The organism is Bradyrhizobium sp. ORS 111 (assembly GCF_045571485.1).
GTDB lineage: Bacteria > Pseudomonadota > Alphaproteobacteria > Rhizobiales > Xanthobacteraceae > Bradyrhizobium.
The window spans coordinates 5,882,498-5,897,824 of record NZ_CP120701.1 but is presented as its reverse complement, the minus strand read 5'-3'; the positions used below and the strand labels follow the sequence as shown (position 1 = coordinate 5,897,824).

The following is a 15,327-nucleotide window of genomic DNA, read 5'->3' as shown; positions in this document are numbered from 1 at the left end:
GCATGGGGCGCCCGAGCGCCCCACACGTCACCGGTCAGGACTTACATTCAAGAGGATCGACGCCGGTATACTCGAGCTTCACTTTCGGTCCCGGGACGACGTTGCGATACTTCGCGACCATCGTCGGATCCTTCACTTCGTCAGCGAAGGCCTTGTAGAAAGCGTCCTCTTCGCGCATCTTGGCGATCACTGCATTGATCCAGGCGAGCATCGGCGCATTTCCCTTCTTCACGCCGATGCCCTGGATCGCGGGCGAAGCGAGTTCGCCGACGACTTTGAAGTTCTTGTTGTTCTGCACGAAATTGTAGTCGTAAACGTCGATGTAGGCGAACGCCTCGCTTCGCCCCTGAACCAGCATCGTCGAAGCGTCGGCCGGGCTTTGCGCGGTGATAAGAGTCGCCTTCGGATGACATTTCCGGAGCCAAGTCTGGTAGGTGCTTCCCGTCACGGTCACGACTGTGTGACCCGTGAGGTCGGAGTAATTATTGATCGGCGAATCCTTCTTCACGACGAGCTGAAGATTGCTCAACCAGATTGGGTCCGAAAAGTCGACCTGCTCGGCTCGCGCGGCAGTCCGCGCGAGGGAGGCAAGCACGAGGTCGACCTTGCCCGACTGCAGAAATGGAATGCGGTTGCTGTCGTTCACGCATTGCGTCTGGAGACCGGCTTCGGTACCGAAGGCAAATGCAGCGATGCGCTTGACAAGCCCATACTCATAGCCGGCAGGCTTTCCATCGAGGCCGACATAGCCCGCGGGCGGATACTGGCAGTTGATGCCGATAGTCAGGACGTTTGGTGTTGCGAGTTCCGCGGGCAGCGACAGGTCTACTTTGGTTTGCGCGGCGGCCGGCAATCCCATCATGGCAAACGACAGACCCGCGATCGCAGCTAAACATTTCGGCATAGTCATAAATTCTCTCCTGTTGATCCTTCGTAGCGCGAATAAGGCTCAGGCGTCGGTGAGCGATAGGAATCGGCGGGTCCGTTCGTGGCTCGGTCGATCGAGAACGTCGACCGGTGAGCCCTTTTCAACGACCACGCCATCGGCCATGAAGACGAGCGTGTCGCCGACCTCGCGCGCAAACTTCATTTCATGCGTCACTACGAGCATGGTCATGCCAGAGCGGGCGAGGTCCTTCATGACGTGCAAGACCTCGCGCACGAGCTGAGGGTCGAGCGCTGATGTGACCTCGTCGAACAGCATGACGTGGGGACGCATCATCAGGGCCCGAGCGATGGCGACCCGCTGCTGCTGGCCTCCCGAGAGCTGGTCCGGATAGCTGCCAGCCTTGTCCGCCAGGCCGACCTTCGCGAGCAGGTCCCGGGCTCGAGCTTCCGATTCCGCAATCGGCTCCTTCAAGACGCGCCGCGGGACCAAGGTCAGGTTTTTGAGGACGGTGCGGTGCGGAAACAGGTTGTAGTGCTGGAACACCATCCCCACGCGCTGGCGGACCTTGTTCACGTCCTGCTTGCCAGAGAGCAGGTTCTCGCCCTCCAGTACGATCTCTCCGCCGGCAACCGGCTGAAGCATATTGACCGTCCGCAGCAACGAACTCTTGCCGCTGCCGCTCGGACCGATGATGACGACGACTTCGCCTTGCCGGACGGACAGGTTGACACCCTTCAGGACTTCATTTGCCCCATACGAAACGCGAATGCCGCGCAAATCGAGGAAGGGGACGGCTGCTCCGGTCGACATGGCGTGCCTTTCTCGGTTGTCATCGAAACGCTGGCCGAACGATCGCCGAGATCAGATCGACCATCGCGACGTGCGTCTGGAGGGGAATCCCATCGACGTCGGCGTCGACAAGGTTGTCGACCGAGTTGATCAAGCCGATATCGACGCCACGGCGCAGCAACTGCTCTTCCATTTGGGGTGCATGGAGGAGGTCGGGCCGCTTCAGGCGTGCTGCGAGTGCCCCCAGGATGGCGTAGCAACCCCAGTTCGAGCAGGCGGCGGTGACGAGCACATTAGTGCCGGTCACGGCTCCGATACCGGCGCCTCCTTCGGGCCGCGCGTCGCCGAACTTCACGTGGCGCCGCACTGCCTCAGCGACCACACCCATTCCGATCTCGTTGCCTCCGTCGCCCACGCAGACGCTCGGGATCCCGCGCGCGAGTGCCTCGTCGAACAGGTGGTCGATCCGGGCCCGCCCCATGCCGTAGTCGATGCCGCGCATCGAGCAGTAGATGCCGTCGGCGTTGCGGCCGACCCGCTCTGTCGAGAAAACCAGGGCCGGCTTCAGCTCGTCGAGCAAAACGGCGGAGGCGGCCTTTGCCTCGGAGTCCGTCACCGGAAAGGAGCGCGTGCTGGCGACGGCAAGGCTTCCATCGCGGCTCGCGATCCGCGCTTGATCGTTGGGCAACACCGAAAGGCCGGCGCTGGTTAGGATCTTGGCGGTGCCATCGAGCAAGGTCTCCTCCGCGAGGACGACGCAAGTCACACGCTTGGACAAGGCAAGCGCCCTCACGATCGCGGCGGCCCCGGCCGGACCATCGTTCTCGCCGATGGTCGGCGAGATCCAGGCACGCGAAACAGAGCCCGTGGTCACCAGCACGGTCGCACCCGCAGGGATCGCAGCGAGCGCCTCCGCGGCGGCGCCGCACAAGGCACCGCCTTGGCGCGCGCGCGCAGCCTCGTAGAGATGCTCGACACCTCGGCCACCGAGATCGAGATTAACCAGCCGGTCGAGCCGGTCATCCATGCCGGCGAAGTTCGCGTTGGCGGCGCTCATGCCTGATCTCCCAGAATGAGCCGCGAGATCGTGGTAACTTCGTCGATCCGCGCGGCCAGGTAGTCGAGTGCAGCGTCGATGGCGGCGACGACCGCGTCCTGACCTCCGACTCGCCCCATCGCATCGAGGGTCGGTTTCAGGCGCAGCGACACGCGTGCCCCGGGTTGGCCATGGGTGTTGACGGTGAGGATGCCAGCGTCGCGCAGGAGGACCATTCCGAGAGCAGAGGAGACCTCGCAGGGGACGAGCCCAAAGTTTTCTGCGGAACGGCCAGCGCGCCGTAGGACAAGGGCGAGCACGTCCTGCTCGTCGACCATAGGTCCGAGATCGCTGACGGACACGAAGTCGCGGCCGAGCTTCTCGGCGAGCGCGACCGCGAGTGCCTGCCCGGATCGTGCTTCCTCCCGCAAATCCTCAGGTCGAAAGCTCTGGAGGGACCGCATGGCGCCTGCGGCGATCGGCGCGCGGGCTTCCATTCCGAATTCAGCACCTTTCGCCGATGCAGCCGTGACGAGATTGGCGCGGCCGGCAAGCACGCCGGCCCGCGGTCCGGCGAGACCCGCCTTGTCGCAGTTGGTGATTGCAAGGTCGGCTCCGAGGGCGAGGCCAGGCTTGCCGCCGTGGAGCACGGGACGCAGCCGGGCGCCATAGGCATCGTCCACGAGCACGATGCCGCCGGCCGCGTGGCTGGCCTCGACGACGGCTGAGGTTATGGCATCATCGAGCAGTTCGAGAGCGCTTGTCACGGTGGTGATGACAACGAGCTGAGGCTTTGCGTTGGCCAGTGCCGCCCGCCAGTCACGGTCGCCTCCGATTTCGACGAGCTCAACTCTCGCGATGGCGCAGCCTCGGATCACCGACGCGTGCGACCGTCCGCCCGGTGGGACGACTGAAACGACCGAGCTGCCGCCAGCGAGAGCAGCGATGCTGGCAATGATGCCTGCGCTGGTGCGGTTGAACACGGCGACACCATCCTCGCTCTTACCTCCGAGGTGGGCAATCGCAACTTCGCGGAGATCATTGGCGAAGAGGCCGGGTCCGACCCATTCCTCGCACAGTGTCGCGAGATCCTCGGGCTTCAGCGGAAAGTCTCGCTGATTACCGGTAAAGACGCCGATGGAATGTGGTCCGAGTTTGCGGACGCGATCGGCCGCGACGACCTGCCCCTGACGAAGGCGGCGCGCTTCGTCGACACTGGATTGGATGATGGTACCACGCGCAAAACCGACAATGGGGTCTATGGGATTGCCGAAGCGATCTGTGGGCTTCGGGGATTGCGCTTTCGATTCCGTGGCGGCGGCTGTCATCATCTTCTCCTAGAGCCAGCGTGACTTGGCGACGCGGACAATCAGGGAGCCAAGGTGACTGGCGACGCGCGATGAAATGGGCGTTCTTTTCAGGAGCATTTGGTGAAAGCGTCTTGCCGCGCGAATGCGCCAGGCGAGGCATTCTCGATGCTTCAAGCCCGGTACGAGACCGATGAAGTCGGGGCCAACAGCCGGGTCGTAGCTTGGCGTCACGGCATCACATCCCGAGACAGCGGACGCGGCGATGAGGCGCGGCCAGGTTCGATCAATGAGCTTGCGACGATGCTTTCGAGCAGGCTGACGAAGCCCCGATGACCGCTCTCAAGGACACCGTCGACCCGTGGTTCGGTGCTGGCTGTCGCTCCGTCACGAGCACCGGCACCAATGCAGGTTCTGATCAGTTCCCCTTCGAGAGCATCGCCGTGCAGTAGGTCAGGGCTGCCGAGCCCCACGGCAAGTCCGGCGCAAACGGCATATGCGCCCCAATTGGAAATTGCGGCGCTGACGATCACGTCTGTCTCGGCTGTCGTGACAACGAAGCCGTTGGGATGGAATGCGGCAAGCGTCGCCCGCACCGCGCCGAAGCCGACTTCGTTACCACCGTCGCCAATCCCTATGGTCAAACGCTTCGCCATGCGTCCGGCTGCTGCGAGCAGATGAAGATGTGCCATGGTGCCGGCGGGACGGCGGTCGCCGCGGACGCCATGGAAATGGCCATCCGCGTTCGGGCCGTCGAGCTCGATGAAGACGATCGCGGATGGCTGGCATCGCGCGAGCAGCGCTTCGACGGCCTTGGGTCCGTACTTGGAATGAGGAGGAATTGTCTCGACGTTGATCGGCCTCGCCGCGGAGGAGCCAACGAGCGCGGCGCATGCCTCCACCGGCTTGGAATGAGCCTCCTCCGAGACAATCGTGACCTGAGCGCCGAGACCAAGGGCCACAGCCCGGGCAAGAACAGCAGCGCCTGGCGGTCCGTCGGTCTCGCCCTGCGGAAGTTTCGGCGGAACGCCGGCGCCCGTCGCCACGATGACGTGGTCTCCGTAAGCAACGCGCGACATGAGGCTCCTGGCTGCCAACGTGGACAGCGGCTCGCCATGATGGCGTCGACAGATCTCGTACATCGGAACGACGAAATCCGGCGGGAGCCCGCCCGAGAGCGGGCGGGATTCAATCGTCATTAGACGATCAAACCGCTCGCCCACCATGCTCAGAAGCGGGTCTGGCCCCGAGGAGTCTTCGGTCAGGGTGACTGCCATGGAGACCTCTTGACGTAGTTCTCGGCTCACACCGTGACGGTCACGCTCTTGCGGTAGGTGTAGCTCTCGAGGGCTCCCTCGATGGAGTATTCGGCGCCAATTCCGCTCTGTTTGGCGCCGCCATACGACATGCCCGGGATCTGACCGCCGGCACGGTTGATCTGAAGCCAGCCGGCGTCGATGCGATCCGCCGCACGTAGCGCGGTGGTGATGTCGTTCGTGAAGATGTAGGCGGCAAGACCGTAGTGGGTGTCGTTCGCCCAGCCGATCATCTCGTCCTCATTCGTCCACGGGATCGCAACCAGGACGGGCCCGAAGACCTCCTCACGGACAACACGCCAACTGTTGTCGACGCCCGTCAGCACGACGGGTCCCGGCATGAAGCCGTCGGTGTCGTTGGCGGGAGCCGGAACCTGGCCGATTTCAACCTTCGCACCGCGATCGACGGCCTCGCGGATGAAGGCGCAGACCTCTCCGTAGCGCTCGGCATTGATGATCGCGCCGATGTCGGAGGTCTCGTCGAGCGCGTCGCCGACCTTCATGGCCTTCAGTTTTTCAACGACCTTGGCGATCACGGGTCCGAACACGTCGCGGTGGACGAATAGCCGCGAACCGGCCGTGCAGGACTGTCCTTGGCGCGCGAAGCGCATCGCATTGATGACGTTCGTTGCGCAGGCGTCGAGTAGCTCGGGAGTCGCCGCATCGGGGTATACGATGCAAGGGCTCTTGCCGCCCAGCTCGAGGGTAACCTTCGCGATACGGTCGGCGGCAGCATGCGCCACGAGCTTGCCGACCTCGACCGAGCCCGTGAACGAGATCTTGGAGACGTCGGGATGGTTCGACAGCGGCGCGCCCGCCTCGATGCCCGTCCCGGTGACGACATTGAAGACGCCGGCCGGGAAGAGGTCGGCCGCAAGCTCCGCCACCTTGATGACCGCGAGCGGAGCGTGTTCAGCGGGCTTCAGGACCAGCGTGTTGCCGGTGCCGAGTGCCATGCCGATCTTCACCGCCGCAAGGACGAGCGGCGAGTTCCAGGGGATGATCGCGCCGACAACGCCGAGCGGCTCACGCGTTGTATAGCTGAAGATCCCCGGTCCGAGCGGCAGCGTCTCGCCCTTCTGCTCGGAAACGACACCACCGTAATAGCGCAGGACCTCGGCCGTGCTGGCGACTTCTGGTCGGCTCTGCGTGCGCAGCGCGTTGCCCGTCTCGGCCGCTAGAACTTTGGCGATCTCCTCGGCATGCGCCGAGACGCGGTTGCCGAGCTCGGTCAGAAGCGCGCCGCGGGCTCGCGCGGCCATGCGGCGCCACGCCGGGAAGGCCGCCTTGGCGGCCACCACTGCGGCATCGACGTCCTGCTTATTTGCCGCCCCGACCATCGCGATGGTATCGCGCCGGCAGGGATTCTCGACGGCCATCGTATGGCCGGAGACCGGCTTGATCCACTTGCCGCCGATGAAGTTGCCCGACAGCCCGGCGCGGGGCAGCGTCAATTCGGAATCGTAGCTGGAGGTGGCGAGTTGCGCTCTCATGTGTTTGTTCCTGGTCTTCGAAATCAAGCTGCGGGCTGACGGAGATCGACCTTGAGAAGTCGCTCGTAGACCTCCGAGACACTCGTGGAATCCTTTCCGCCGAGCCCCTCTGCGCGGGCCGTGTTGTAGATCTGCCGAACGAGCTGCCCGAGATACATTGGCGAAGCCGTGAACTCGTCGAGCGCGAGCGAGATGTCCTTGTGCATTAGGTCGAGTGCGAAGAAGGCGGGCCGCTCCTGAGTGAAGAGCGTTTTGCCGAGCCAATCGAGCATCTTGCTCCCGGCCAGACCCCCGCCCAGAACCTCGAGCAGCACGTCGAGCTTCGCGCCGGACTTCACGCTGGCTGCCAACACCTCGCCGAGAGCTACCGTGTTGATGGCGGTCAGCAGGTTGTGGCTGAGCTTCATGAGTTGTCCGAAACCGACCGGACCGCAATGAATGATCTTGCCGGCCAGCGTCTCAAGTACGGGGCGCGTCGCATCGAGCACGGTCTGGTCGCCCCCGATCATGATCAGGAGCTTGCCGTTCTCTGCACCTGCAACGCCGCCGCTGACTGGAGCATCCAGATAATTGACCCCGGCCTCGTTGCAGGTCGCAGCGACCGCCTTGGTGGTGGCGGGGTCGACCGTGCTGAAATCGACGACGGTCGCGCCTCTTTTCGCGATGGCGAGGATCCCGTCCTGGCCTGTCACCGCCGCCCGCAGCGCCGCCGGAGACGGGAGGCTCGCGAGGATGAAATCGGCGCCGTCGGCCGCAGCCTTCGGGCTGGCGGCGGCTTCGACAACTGCGGCTGCGAGGTTCGCCACGGCCGATTTGTTGGGATCGAAGGCCCGCACCTTATGCCCGGCTTCGGCAAGCCGACGCGCCATATGTGAACCCATGCGGCCAACTCCCAAGAAGGCGATCGTCGGCATCGATAAATCCTCGTTATATTGGCCAATGGCCGGTCAGAACTCGTCGATCACGGTCTCATCTTGACGATGCTCGCGATCACGGGCGTGATGCCGGTGGTTTTAGGTCCAGTTCGACGGGGCCCGGAAGACCAGTCCAATTGACGCGAGGCGAAAGAAATTCTTACTCTTGGGGTTTTAGGGGATATGCGAGCTTGGCACTTAATCTTTCGCGGCTGCGTCTGTTTCACGAACTTTCCGAGCTCGGCACCATTTCGGCGGTCGCACGAGCGCTCGGTCAGACGCGGCCGGCCGTATCTCAACAGTTGGCGCTGCTCGAACGAGAGACGGGAGCCGTGCTCTTCGAGCGTTCAGCCGGCGGATTGCGCCTGACAACCAAGGGGCAGCAACTCCTGGATCGCGTCACGCCGCTGTTGCAACTGGCAGACCGCATCGAGGCCGAGCTCGACGAGAAGGACGGACCGCCTGCTGGCGAACTGCGACTTGCCGCATTCGGGAGCGTCGCGACCAGCATCGTTCCGAGAGCCTTGGGCTATCTCCACAAAACCCACCCATTGATCGATGCGAGCTTCGTCGAACTCGAGCCGACCGAAGGACTCAAGGCAACTGTGGCCAAGCAGGTCGATATTGCAATCGTCGACGATTATGCCGATGCGAATGCCTATCGGCAGGCCCTCGAATTCCACCCGCTGTATGTCGATGGGCTGAACGCGATCCTTTCGTCGGACCACCGCTTCGCAAAGACCGACGCGACGAGCATCGAGCTCAAGGATCTCTCTAATGAGAAGTGGGCGATCAACCAAACTGCGGTCGCCTATCAGCAGCACTTGACGAACGCCTGCCTGGCCGCGGGGTTTGAAATGAAGATCGGTTGCAGTGCGCGCAATATTTCTGCGACGCTCGAAATGGTCCGCACGGGGCAGTTTGTAACGGTGCTGCCGGGTCTGGCGGTGCAGCCTCTACACAAGGACCCCGATTTTCTCGTTCTTCCCATTGCGCCTGCCTTGCACAGACACATCTTTAGCGCCGTTCCGAAGGGTATGTCCCGGCGCCCAGTCGTTGCCGCTGCCCTGGCAGCCTTGGAGCGGGCGGCGCTCAATTGCCGCCTCTAAGATGTTCACGGCGTAACTATTTCTAACGTGCTCCGTCAGAAGCCGTGTTCTTTCGCCCCGGCAGATCGAGCGCTAGTCGTTGAGCGAATGCCACGTCATCTATCTTTCACATTGCGAACGGAGCATAGAAATGCGAAGCTATGGACGGCGTTTCGTCATTGGTCTGGTCGCGGCATTCAGCGGGCTCGCGCTCGTTACCGGCGCGAGCCAAGCTCAGGAAAAGTCACGGCTCGATGAAATCCTGGCGCGGGGCAAGTTGATCGTCGGTGTGTCGAGCGAGTCTCCTCCCTTCGGTTTCGTTGACGAGAAGGGGGAGCTGGTTGGGTTCGACATCGACATTGCCCGGCTGATCGCGAAGGCAACCTTCGGTGATCCCAATAAGGTCGAGTTCATTCGCCAGAGCGCAGCCCAGCGCTGGCCCAACGCTCAGAATGGCACGATCGACTTCGGCGCGCAGACGACCACCATCTATGCTGACCGCGCGCAGCGGGTCGCATTCACCCGCAACTATGTCGACGGTGGCATCGTCCTCATCGTTCGCAAGGATGCGCCCTTCAAGACGTTCGACGATCTGAACAAGCCGAACGTCACGATCGCGAATCTGACCGCGCCGACTCAGGAGGAGCGCGCCAAGCGTTTTTTCCCGCAGGCCAAGCTCCAGACCTTTGACGGCATCGCCTCGCAATTCAACTCGGTAAAGCTCGGCCGAGCCCAGGCCGCCCAGCTCGATGCTCCCGTCGCCGCCTGGTACGTCAAGAACAATCCGGACATGCGGGTGATGGAAACTCGCCTGACGGATGTCGTCAACACGGGCCTTTTCATGAAGCCCGGCGACTTTAGACTCTGGCAGTATCTCGATCTCGTCGTATCAGAGATGACCGGCGGTTACCTTTTCGGCGACTATAGCGCCATCTACGAAAAATGGTTTGGCGAGAAGCCGAAGAACGCGAAGTGGTATCTTAACAACAACTAATCGACCGCGCAGAGGAGAGCGGGTGATGGATTGGTCACAGTTTGGCAACTTCGCCGCCCGCTACCTTCCGCAGCTATGGAGCGGAATGCTCGTGACCATTGCCGTCGCGGCGCTCGCGGCACCGACGGCTGTCGCAATCGGCGTATTCCTCACATTGCCGCGCCTCGCCGGTTGGCGGCTGCTCAACGGTCTCGTGCGAGCCTATGTGGAGGTGATGAGGAACACACCGCTTCTTGTCCAGATGTACCTTCTGTTCTTCGGCCTGCCGATCGTTGGAATCTTCTGGGACGAGATCACCTGCGGCGTCCTCGCCGTCGCACTTCAGCACGCAGCGTTCTTGTCCGAGCTCTTTCGCAGCGGCATCGCGGCCGTAGGCGCCAAGCAGTGGGAAGCAGGACAGGCGATCGGTATGCGACGGTGGGCGATTTTCCGCAAGATCATTCTTCCGCAGGCCGCAATCAAGGTCATCGCACCAGTCTCAAACCAACTGATCGTTCTTGTGAAAGACACGTCTCTAGTCTCAGCGATTGGCGTGCTCGATCTAACGCTCTCCGGCAAGGTCATCATCGAACGCTCAGGCGCATCCTTTGAAGTCTTCATTCTTGTTGCAGCGCTGTATCTGATCCTGACTTCTATCATCGGCATGGGCTTCCGGATCGGCGAGTCGCGTTTCGGCGGGAGGCTCGGATGAACATCTCCATCCTTCTCGCCAATCTTCCTTACCTGTTACAGGGTGCGCTGGTCACGCTATGGCTCGCCGTCATCGTCGTGGTCGCCGGCACGGTACTTGGCGCGGTCGTTGGAACGATCGCGAGCGGCGGCGGACCGGTCCTCCGGACGATTGTCACAGCCTATGTCTTCGTGTTTCGTGGCATTCCGGTATTGGTCGTCATGTTTCTCGGCTTCTACACCTTCCCGGCATTTGGAATTCGCCTCAGCGCCTATGCTGCAGTCACGATATCGATGATCGTCTATGTCGCCGCCTTCGTCACCGAGGCGGTGCGCGGTGCCATCGCGGCCGTGCCGGCAGGCCAGGTCGCGGCAGCCAAGAGCCTTGGCATGCGGCAACTGACGATGCTGCGTGAAGTCGTCCTCCCTCAGGCGGCCCGTCTGGCGATCGCGCCGATCCTCAACATCTCGCTTATGGCGGTCAAGCAGACTTCCTACGCCTCGATCGTCGGAGCCTGGGAGCTTTCCTTTGCGGCCCGGGAAATCGTCGAGAGAACGCTCGCTGCCTTCCAAATCTTCCTGGGCGTCATGCTGATCTACTTCTTGATCTGCTATCCCATCTCGCTGCTCGCGAATTACTGCGAGTGGAAACTCTCCTTCGATCACTGAGGCTACTCATGACCCTCTCCGCAGGACCGCCCGTCATCGTATCAGTGAACGGCCTCGTGAAGTCCTTTGGGACGCATCGCGTTCTGAACGGCGTTTCTTTCGATGTCCGGCGCGGTGAAGTCGTTGTCGTTCTGGGCCCGAGCGGATCGGGCAAGTCCACCATGCTCCGCTGCGTCAACTTCCTTGAGACGTTCGAAGACGGCGCAATCACGGTCGATGGCGCACCGGTCGGCTATGAGACCGACGGCGAAGGCCGTCGTCGCATGCTAAACGAGAAGGTGGTCGCGAAAAACCGTGAGCATGTCGGCATGGTCTTTCAGAGCTTCAATCTGTTCCCGCATCGAACCGTGCTGCAGAACGTCATGATGGGACCCGTGTCGGTCCAGCACCGGGACAAGGCCGACGCACGGAAGCAGGCACTGGAGTTACTCCAGAAGGTTGGTCTGGCCGACAAGGCCGACCAATATCCCGCCCGCCTCTCCGGAGGTCAGCAGCAGCGCGTGGCAATCGCGCGCGCTCTCGCGATGCGCCCGGCAGTTATGCTCTTTGACGAGGCGACATCGGCCCTCGATCCCGAGCTCGTCGGCGAAGTGCTCCGCGTGATGCGGGAATTGGCCAACGATGGCATGACGATGATCGTGGTCACGCATGAGATGGGCTTTGCTCGTGAAGTTGCCGATCGCGTCATCTTTATGGACGGAGGCGTGATCGTTGAGCAGGGCGCTCCGCACGAGATCATGGCCAATCCCCAAACCGAGAGGTTTCGATCATTTCTGGGAACTCGTCGAATCGCGAGTAGATCCCCAAGTGCGCAACTATGATTCCTTCCGGTAGTCAGCATTCGTCTTTGTTGCCGCAGCCCGAACTTGGAACGGTCGAGTGATGCAGCGCATGGTTGGCGACCACGCATCACAACGGAGCGACATCTCCGTCACAACCGCAGGACCGGACCCTCGAAATGGAGTGACCTTTTCCTAGCCGTTCTTCCGCAAAAGCTGTTCTTGGGTACCCGCTGGCGGCGCGGACCGTCCATCGCCGAGCCTGAACTGTCGACATAGTTCGGGGGGCGAACGGCGGCAAGACTCTAGCAAGCCCAGCTAACAACTGCCCAGTATCTCTTACCCAGTTCGCGGGCACGATGGCCCGTTCTCGAGTGGGGCGTCTTCTCTCCAGACTATCCTCCATCGACATTTCATGAACCTGAATACTGGCCGCGACATCGATCGATCCGTCAACCAGTCGGTCCGGTGATGAACGCTCAGTGCGCATACGATATCGAAAGGGTTCGAAAAACTATACGAACGTTTGTAATGCGCCCTCCTCGAGCTCGTGCTGAGTTCCGCGACTTCCGAAGGAATCGCCGATTTTATGCAAATTTCTCCAAGTTGTCTCGAAGGACTGATGGTCGACGATCATGCGTAACGAGGTCACCGCGTTCGGACGTTCAGTGGCGCAGTTTGTTTTCAGTGGCGTCGCGCTGGCGCTGATCACGCTTGCTGCGCTGTCCCTTCATCCTCATTTCGCTGTGACGGCGTTCGCCTATCTGGCGGTGATAATGCTGGTTTCACAGACGATCAGCGCAATTGGATCAGCCGCGCTATCGATCGTTTCCGCCGCAGCTTTAGCGTACTTCTTTACGCCACTAACTTTCAGTCTGGGAACCGACGATCCGCAAGATCTTGTGGTGGTTATTGCATTCCTTACTGTTTCGATAGTTGCAACGTACTTGATCGAAAAAGTCCGCCAGGAACGAAAGACTGCGCTTGAGGACGCAACCAGGCTCCGGCGCAGGGCGGCCGATTTACGCGACCGCGAGAAGCAATGGCGCGAGATCTTTGAGCATAACCCCGTTATGTACTTCATGGTTGATGCCGCCGGAACGATCTTCAACGTCAACACCTTCGGTGCGACACAATTCGGCTATGCGCCAGCAGAACTGATCGGTCAATCCGTGCTGACGGTCTTTCTCGAAGAAGATCATGCGTTCGTTCGCAAATGCATCGCGTTGTGCCTTGAAACGGTCGGCCAATCGCACACTTGGGACGTTCAGACGTTCAGGAAGGACGGCTCGGTGCTGTGGGTGCGTGAAAACGCCAAAGCCATGCTGTGGGCCGACGACAGGCCGATTGTCCTCATTGCTTGCGAAGATATCACCGAGAAAAAGCGCACCGAACTTATCCTGCAGCGGAGCGAGGCTCACTTAACCCAAGCGCAGGAGTTGAGCCAAACCGGCAGCTTCAGCTGGAACGTCACCACCGGTGAGGGCTTTTGGTCAAGGGAGGTTTTTCGTATTTTCCAATTGGATCCGAGCACAAAACCAAGCGCGGCCCTCGTCGTCGATTGGACGCATCCAGACGATAAGGCTTCCATACAGGCAACTATCGATCGAGCGATCCAAGACCACGAGGACTTCGAACACGAATACCGACTGCTGATGGCGGACGGCTCGGTAAAGCATATCCACGCGCGGGCGCGAGCCACCACAACTGCGTCCGATGATATCGAGTTTATCGGGGCCGCGACGGATATTACGACTGCCAAGCAGACGGAGCAGCAGTTGCGTCGTAGCGAGGCCTATTTGGCCGAAGCCCAGCATCTCAGTCACACGGGCAGTTGGTCCTGGGACGTGCGCCGTCGCGATTATATGTATCTCTCCGCGGAGATCTATCGTTTGTACGGCTTCGATTCGGGAGAGGCTATATCGGCGCGGGCGATACACTCACGTATCCCTGCAGACGATTTGCAGCGAATCGGCGAGGCGGTGCGTCAGGCCATCCGACACAACAGGACACCTTTCGAATTTGATTTTCATATCCTTCGCCCCGATGGCGCAGTGAGGCGCATACATTCCGTTGCGCATGCTGTGTTTGGTAGCGATGGTGAAGTCAGCGAGATCATTGGAACGGATGTGGATGTCACCGAACAACACGCGGCCAGAGAACGGTTGGAAAACACTCTCGCAGCGCTGCAAGAAAGCGAGCAAAGGTTTCGCGACTATGCCGAAACGGCTTCGGACTGGCTCTGGGAGACCGGGCCGGATCACCTGTGCACCCATCTATCCGAACGCGCAGGCGCTGCAGGCCTCTTGGCCGGTGGGCTCATTGGCCTTGCTCGTTGGGACGTCGCGTGCGACGTTGATGCAGAACCCGAGAAATGGCGGCAGCATCGAGCAACCCTAGCTGCACATCTCCCATTTCGCGATCTGATCTATCCCATCCTCAACCGGATGGGGTCTCCGATCTACGTCCGCACCGGCGGTAAACCGTTCTTCGATGCGGGCGGCAATTTTCTAGGCTACCGTGGTGCCAGCAGCGACATCACGGCAACTATTCGCGCGGATCAGGCGGAACAAGAACTGCGAAAGGCCCAGGCCGAGCTTGCGCATGTTACGCGCGTGACGATATTGGGACAACTGACGGCGTCCATCGCCCACGAAATAAGCCAACCGCTCGCCGCCATCATCAGCAACGCCGATGCATGCCTCGGTTGGATGGGCCGCGACACTCCTGATCTTCCAGCCGCGCGAAGCTCGGTTGAATGGATCGTCGAAGATGCTATCCGGGCAAGCGAGGTAATCCGCCGCATCCGCGCGCTTGCGAAGAAAGGCGAGATCGAGATGTCGGCTCTCGATATCAATGATGTCATCAAGGAGGCGATTGCGCTGATGACGCGTGAGCTGATTAATCATCACGTGAGATTGCGAAGCGAGCTAACGCCCGATCTACCACCGATCCTCGGTGACCGGGTTCAGCTGCAACAGGTAATCATCAATCTGGTGATAAACGGGATTGAGGCCATGCAGGCGGTCGAGGAACGGGCGCGCGAACTGGTAATTCAATCATTCAGCGACGGTGCGGGATATGTGCAGCTCGCCGTGGCTGATTGCGGCGTCGGAATTGCTGAGGATGATACCGATCGCGTCTTGGACCCCTTCTTCACCACCAAATCGAGCGGCCTCGGAATGGGCCTTTCGATCTGCCGTTCAATCGTAGAGGCTCACGGAGGGCGCCTGTCAGTTGTCCGTAAGCCGGAGCCGGGTGCGACCTTTCAATTCACTCTGCCGTTGCATGAGGAAGTCGTGTCTTGACAGGACGGTCTGAGTCACCGGCCCGAGATCGAAGCGCTGGCGAAGAGGGTTTTGATCCGCCCGACCCACAAGGCGC

Annotated in this window: 13 protein-coding genes; 6 read left to right on the top strand and 7 right to left on the bottom strand. The window is 61.2% G+C overall.

The annotated features are described in order from the left end of the window. Positions 1–34: 34 nt before the first annotated feature. From P6U30_RS27190 to P6U30_RS27160, 7 genes are all read right to left on the bottom strand, one after another. Positions 35–910: a transporter substrate-binding domain-containing protein gene (locus tag P6U30_RS27190; RefSeq protein WP_407165928.1), complete on the bottom strand. Its 876-nt coding sequence runs from the start codon at positions 908–910 to the stop codon at positions 35–37. A 39-nt stretch (positions 911–949) separates the two neighbouring features. Beyond that, positions 950–1,699, bottom strand: coding sequence for an amino acid ABC transporter ATP-binding protein (locus P6U30_RS27185; protein WP_407165927.1), 750 nt, complete (start codon positions 1,697–1,699; stop codon positions 950–952). Between the two features lie 19 nt (positions 1,700–1,718). Beyond that, positions 1,719–2,735 carry a glutamate cyclase domain-containing protein gene (locus P6U30_RS27180; RefSeq protein ID WP_407165926.1) on the bottom strand — a complete coding sequence of 339 codons (1,017 nt, stop codon included), beginning with the start codon at positions 2,733–2,735 and terminating at the stop codon, positions 1,719–1,721. After that, positions 2,732–4,042 carry an aminotransferase class I/II-fold pyridoxal phosphate-dependent enzyme gene (locus P6U30_RS27175; protein WP_407165925.1) on the bottom strand — a complete coding sequence of 437 codons (1,311 nt, stop codon included), beginning with the start codon at positions 4,040–4,042 and terminating at the stop codon, positions 2,732–2,734. The genes P6U30_RS27180 and P6U30_RS27175 overlap by 4 nt, the downstream gene beginning before the upstream one ends. A 209-nt stretch (positions 4,043–4,251) precedes the next feature. Next, positions 4,252–5,298, bottom strand: a complete 1,047-nt coding sequence (locus P6U30_RS27170; protein WP_407165924.1) for a glutamate cyclase domain-containing protein — start codon at positions 5,296–5,298, stop codon at positions 4,252–4,254. Between the two features lie 26 nt (positions 5,299–5,324). Then, the gene (locus P6U30_RS27165) at positions 5,325–6,830 is read right to left on the bottom strand and encodes an aldehyde dehydrogenase family protein (protein WP_407165923.1); all 1,506 of its coding nucleotides are present in this window, start codon (positions 6,828–6,830) and stop codon (positions 5,325–5,327) included. Between the two features lie 23 nt (positions 6,831–6,853). Further along, on the bottom strand, positions 6,854–7,711 hold the full coding sequence (locus tag P6U30_RS27160) for an NAD(P)-dependent oxidoreductase (RefSeq protein ID WP_407165922.1): 858 nt from the start codon (positions 7,709–7,711) through the stop codon (positions 6,854–6,856). A 224-nt stretch (positions 7,712–7,935) separates the two neighbouring features. Between P6U30_RS27160 and P6U30_RS27155 the strand changes: the two genes are divergently transcribed. The 6 genes from P6U30_RS27155 to P6U30_RS27130 all read left to right on the top strand — a co-directional run bounded on the left by P6U30_RS27155 (position 7,936) and on the right by P6U30_RS27130 (position 15,251). Then, complete coding sequence (locus tag P6U30_RS27155; protein ID WP_407165921.1) at positions 7,936–8,853, top strand: LysR family transcriptional regulator; 918 nt, start codon at positions 7,936–7,938, stop codon at positions 8,851–8,853. 79 nt (positions 8,854–8,932) lie between these two features. Then, the gene (locus P6U30_RS27150) at positions 8,933–9,826 is read left to right on the top strand and encodes a transporter substrate-binding domain-containing protein (protein ID WP_407165920.1); all 894 of its coding nucleotides are present in this window, start codon (positions 8,933–8,935) and stop codon (positions 9,824–9,826) included. Positions 9,827–9,851: 25 nt separating this feature from the next. Further along, a complete protein-coding gene (locus P6U30_RS27145; RefSeq protein WP_407165919.1) occupies positions 9,852–10,517 on the top strand; it encodes an amino acid ABC transporter permease in 666 nt (221 codons plus the stop codon). Then, entirely contained in the window at positions 10,514–11,164 is a 651-nt protein-coding gene (locus P6U30_RS27140; protein ID WP_407165918.1) for an amino acid ABC transporter permease, read from the top strand. Before P6U30_RS27145 ends, P6U30_RS27140 begins: the two co-directional genes overlap by 4 nt. A gap of 8 nt (positions 11,165–11,172) precedes the next feature. Continuing rightward, entirely contained in the window at positions 11,173–11,985 is an 813-nt protein-coding gene (locus P6U30_RS27135) for an amino acid ABC transporter ATP-binding protein (protein ID WP_407165917.1), read from the top strand. A 593-nt stretch (positions 11,986–12,578) separates the two neighbouring features. Continuing rightward, positions 12,579–15,251: a PAS domain S-box protein gene (locus P6U30_RS27130; protein ID WP_407165916.1), complete on the top strand. Its 2,673-nt coding sequence runs from the start codon at positions 12,579–12,581 to the stop codon at positions 15,249–15,251. Positions 15,252–15,327 lie beyond the last annotated feature (76 nt).

Excerpts from the sequence above, each read along its gene's own strand:
- P6U30_RS27165 (WP_407165923.1), bottom strand. The coding sequence starts at position 6,830 with ATGAGAGCGCAACTCGCCACCTCCAGCTACGATTCCGAATTGACGCTG.
- P6U30_RS27140 (WP_407165918.1), top strand. The coding sequence starts at position 10,514 with ATGAACATCTCCATCCTTCTCGCCAATCTTCCTTACCTGTTACAGGGT.
- P6U30_RS27135 (WP_407165917.1), top strand. The coding sequence starts at position 11,173 with ATGACCCTCTCCGCAGGACCGCCCGTCATCGTATCAGTGAACGGCCTC.
- P6U30_RS27130 (WP_407165916.1), top strand. The coding sequence starts at position 12,579 with ATGCGTAACGAGGTCACCGCGTTCGGACGTTCAGTGGCGCAGTTTGTT.
- P6U30_RS27145 (WP_407165919.1), top strand. The coding sequence starts at position 9,852 with ATGGATTGGTCACAGTTTGGCAACTTCGCCGCCCGCTACCTTCCGCAG.
- P6U30_RS27185 (WP_407165927.1), bottom strand. The coding sequence starts at position 1,699 with ATGTCGACCGGAGCAGCCGTCCCCTTCCTCGATTTGCGCGGCATTCGC.
- P6U30_RS27175 (WP_407165925.1), bottom strand. The coding sequence starts at position 4,042 with ATGACAGCCGCCGCCACGGAATCGAAAGCGCAATCCCCGAAGCCCACA.
- P6U30_RS27180 (WP_407165926.1), bottom strand. The coding sequence starts at position 2,735 with ATGAGCGCCGCCAACGCGAACTTCGCCGGCATGGATGACCGGCTCGAC.
- P6U30_RS27190 (WP_407165928.1), bottom strand. The coding sequence starts at position 910 with ATGACTATGCCGAAATGTTTAGCTGCGATCGCGGGTCTGTCGTTTGCC.
- P6U30_RS27160 (WP_407165922.1), bottom strand. The coding sequence starts at position 7,711 with ATGGGTTCACATATGGCGCGTCGGCTTGCCGAAGCCGGGCATAAGGTG.
- P6U30_RS27170 (WP_407165924.1), bottom strand. The coding sequence starts at position 5,298 with ATGGCAGTCACCCTGACCGAAGACTCCTCGGGGCCAGACCCGCTTCTG.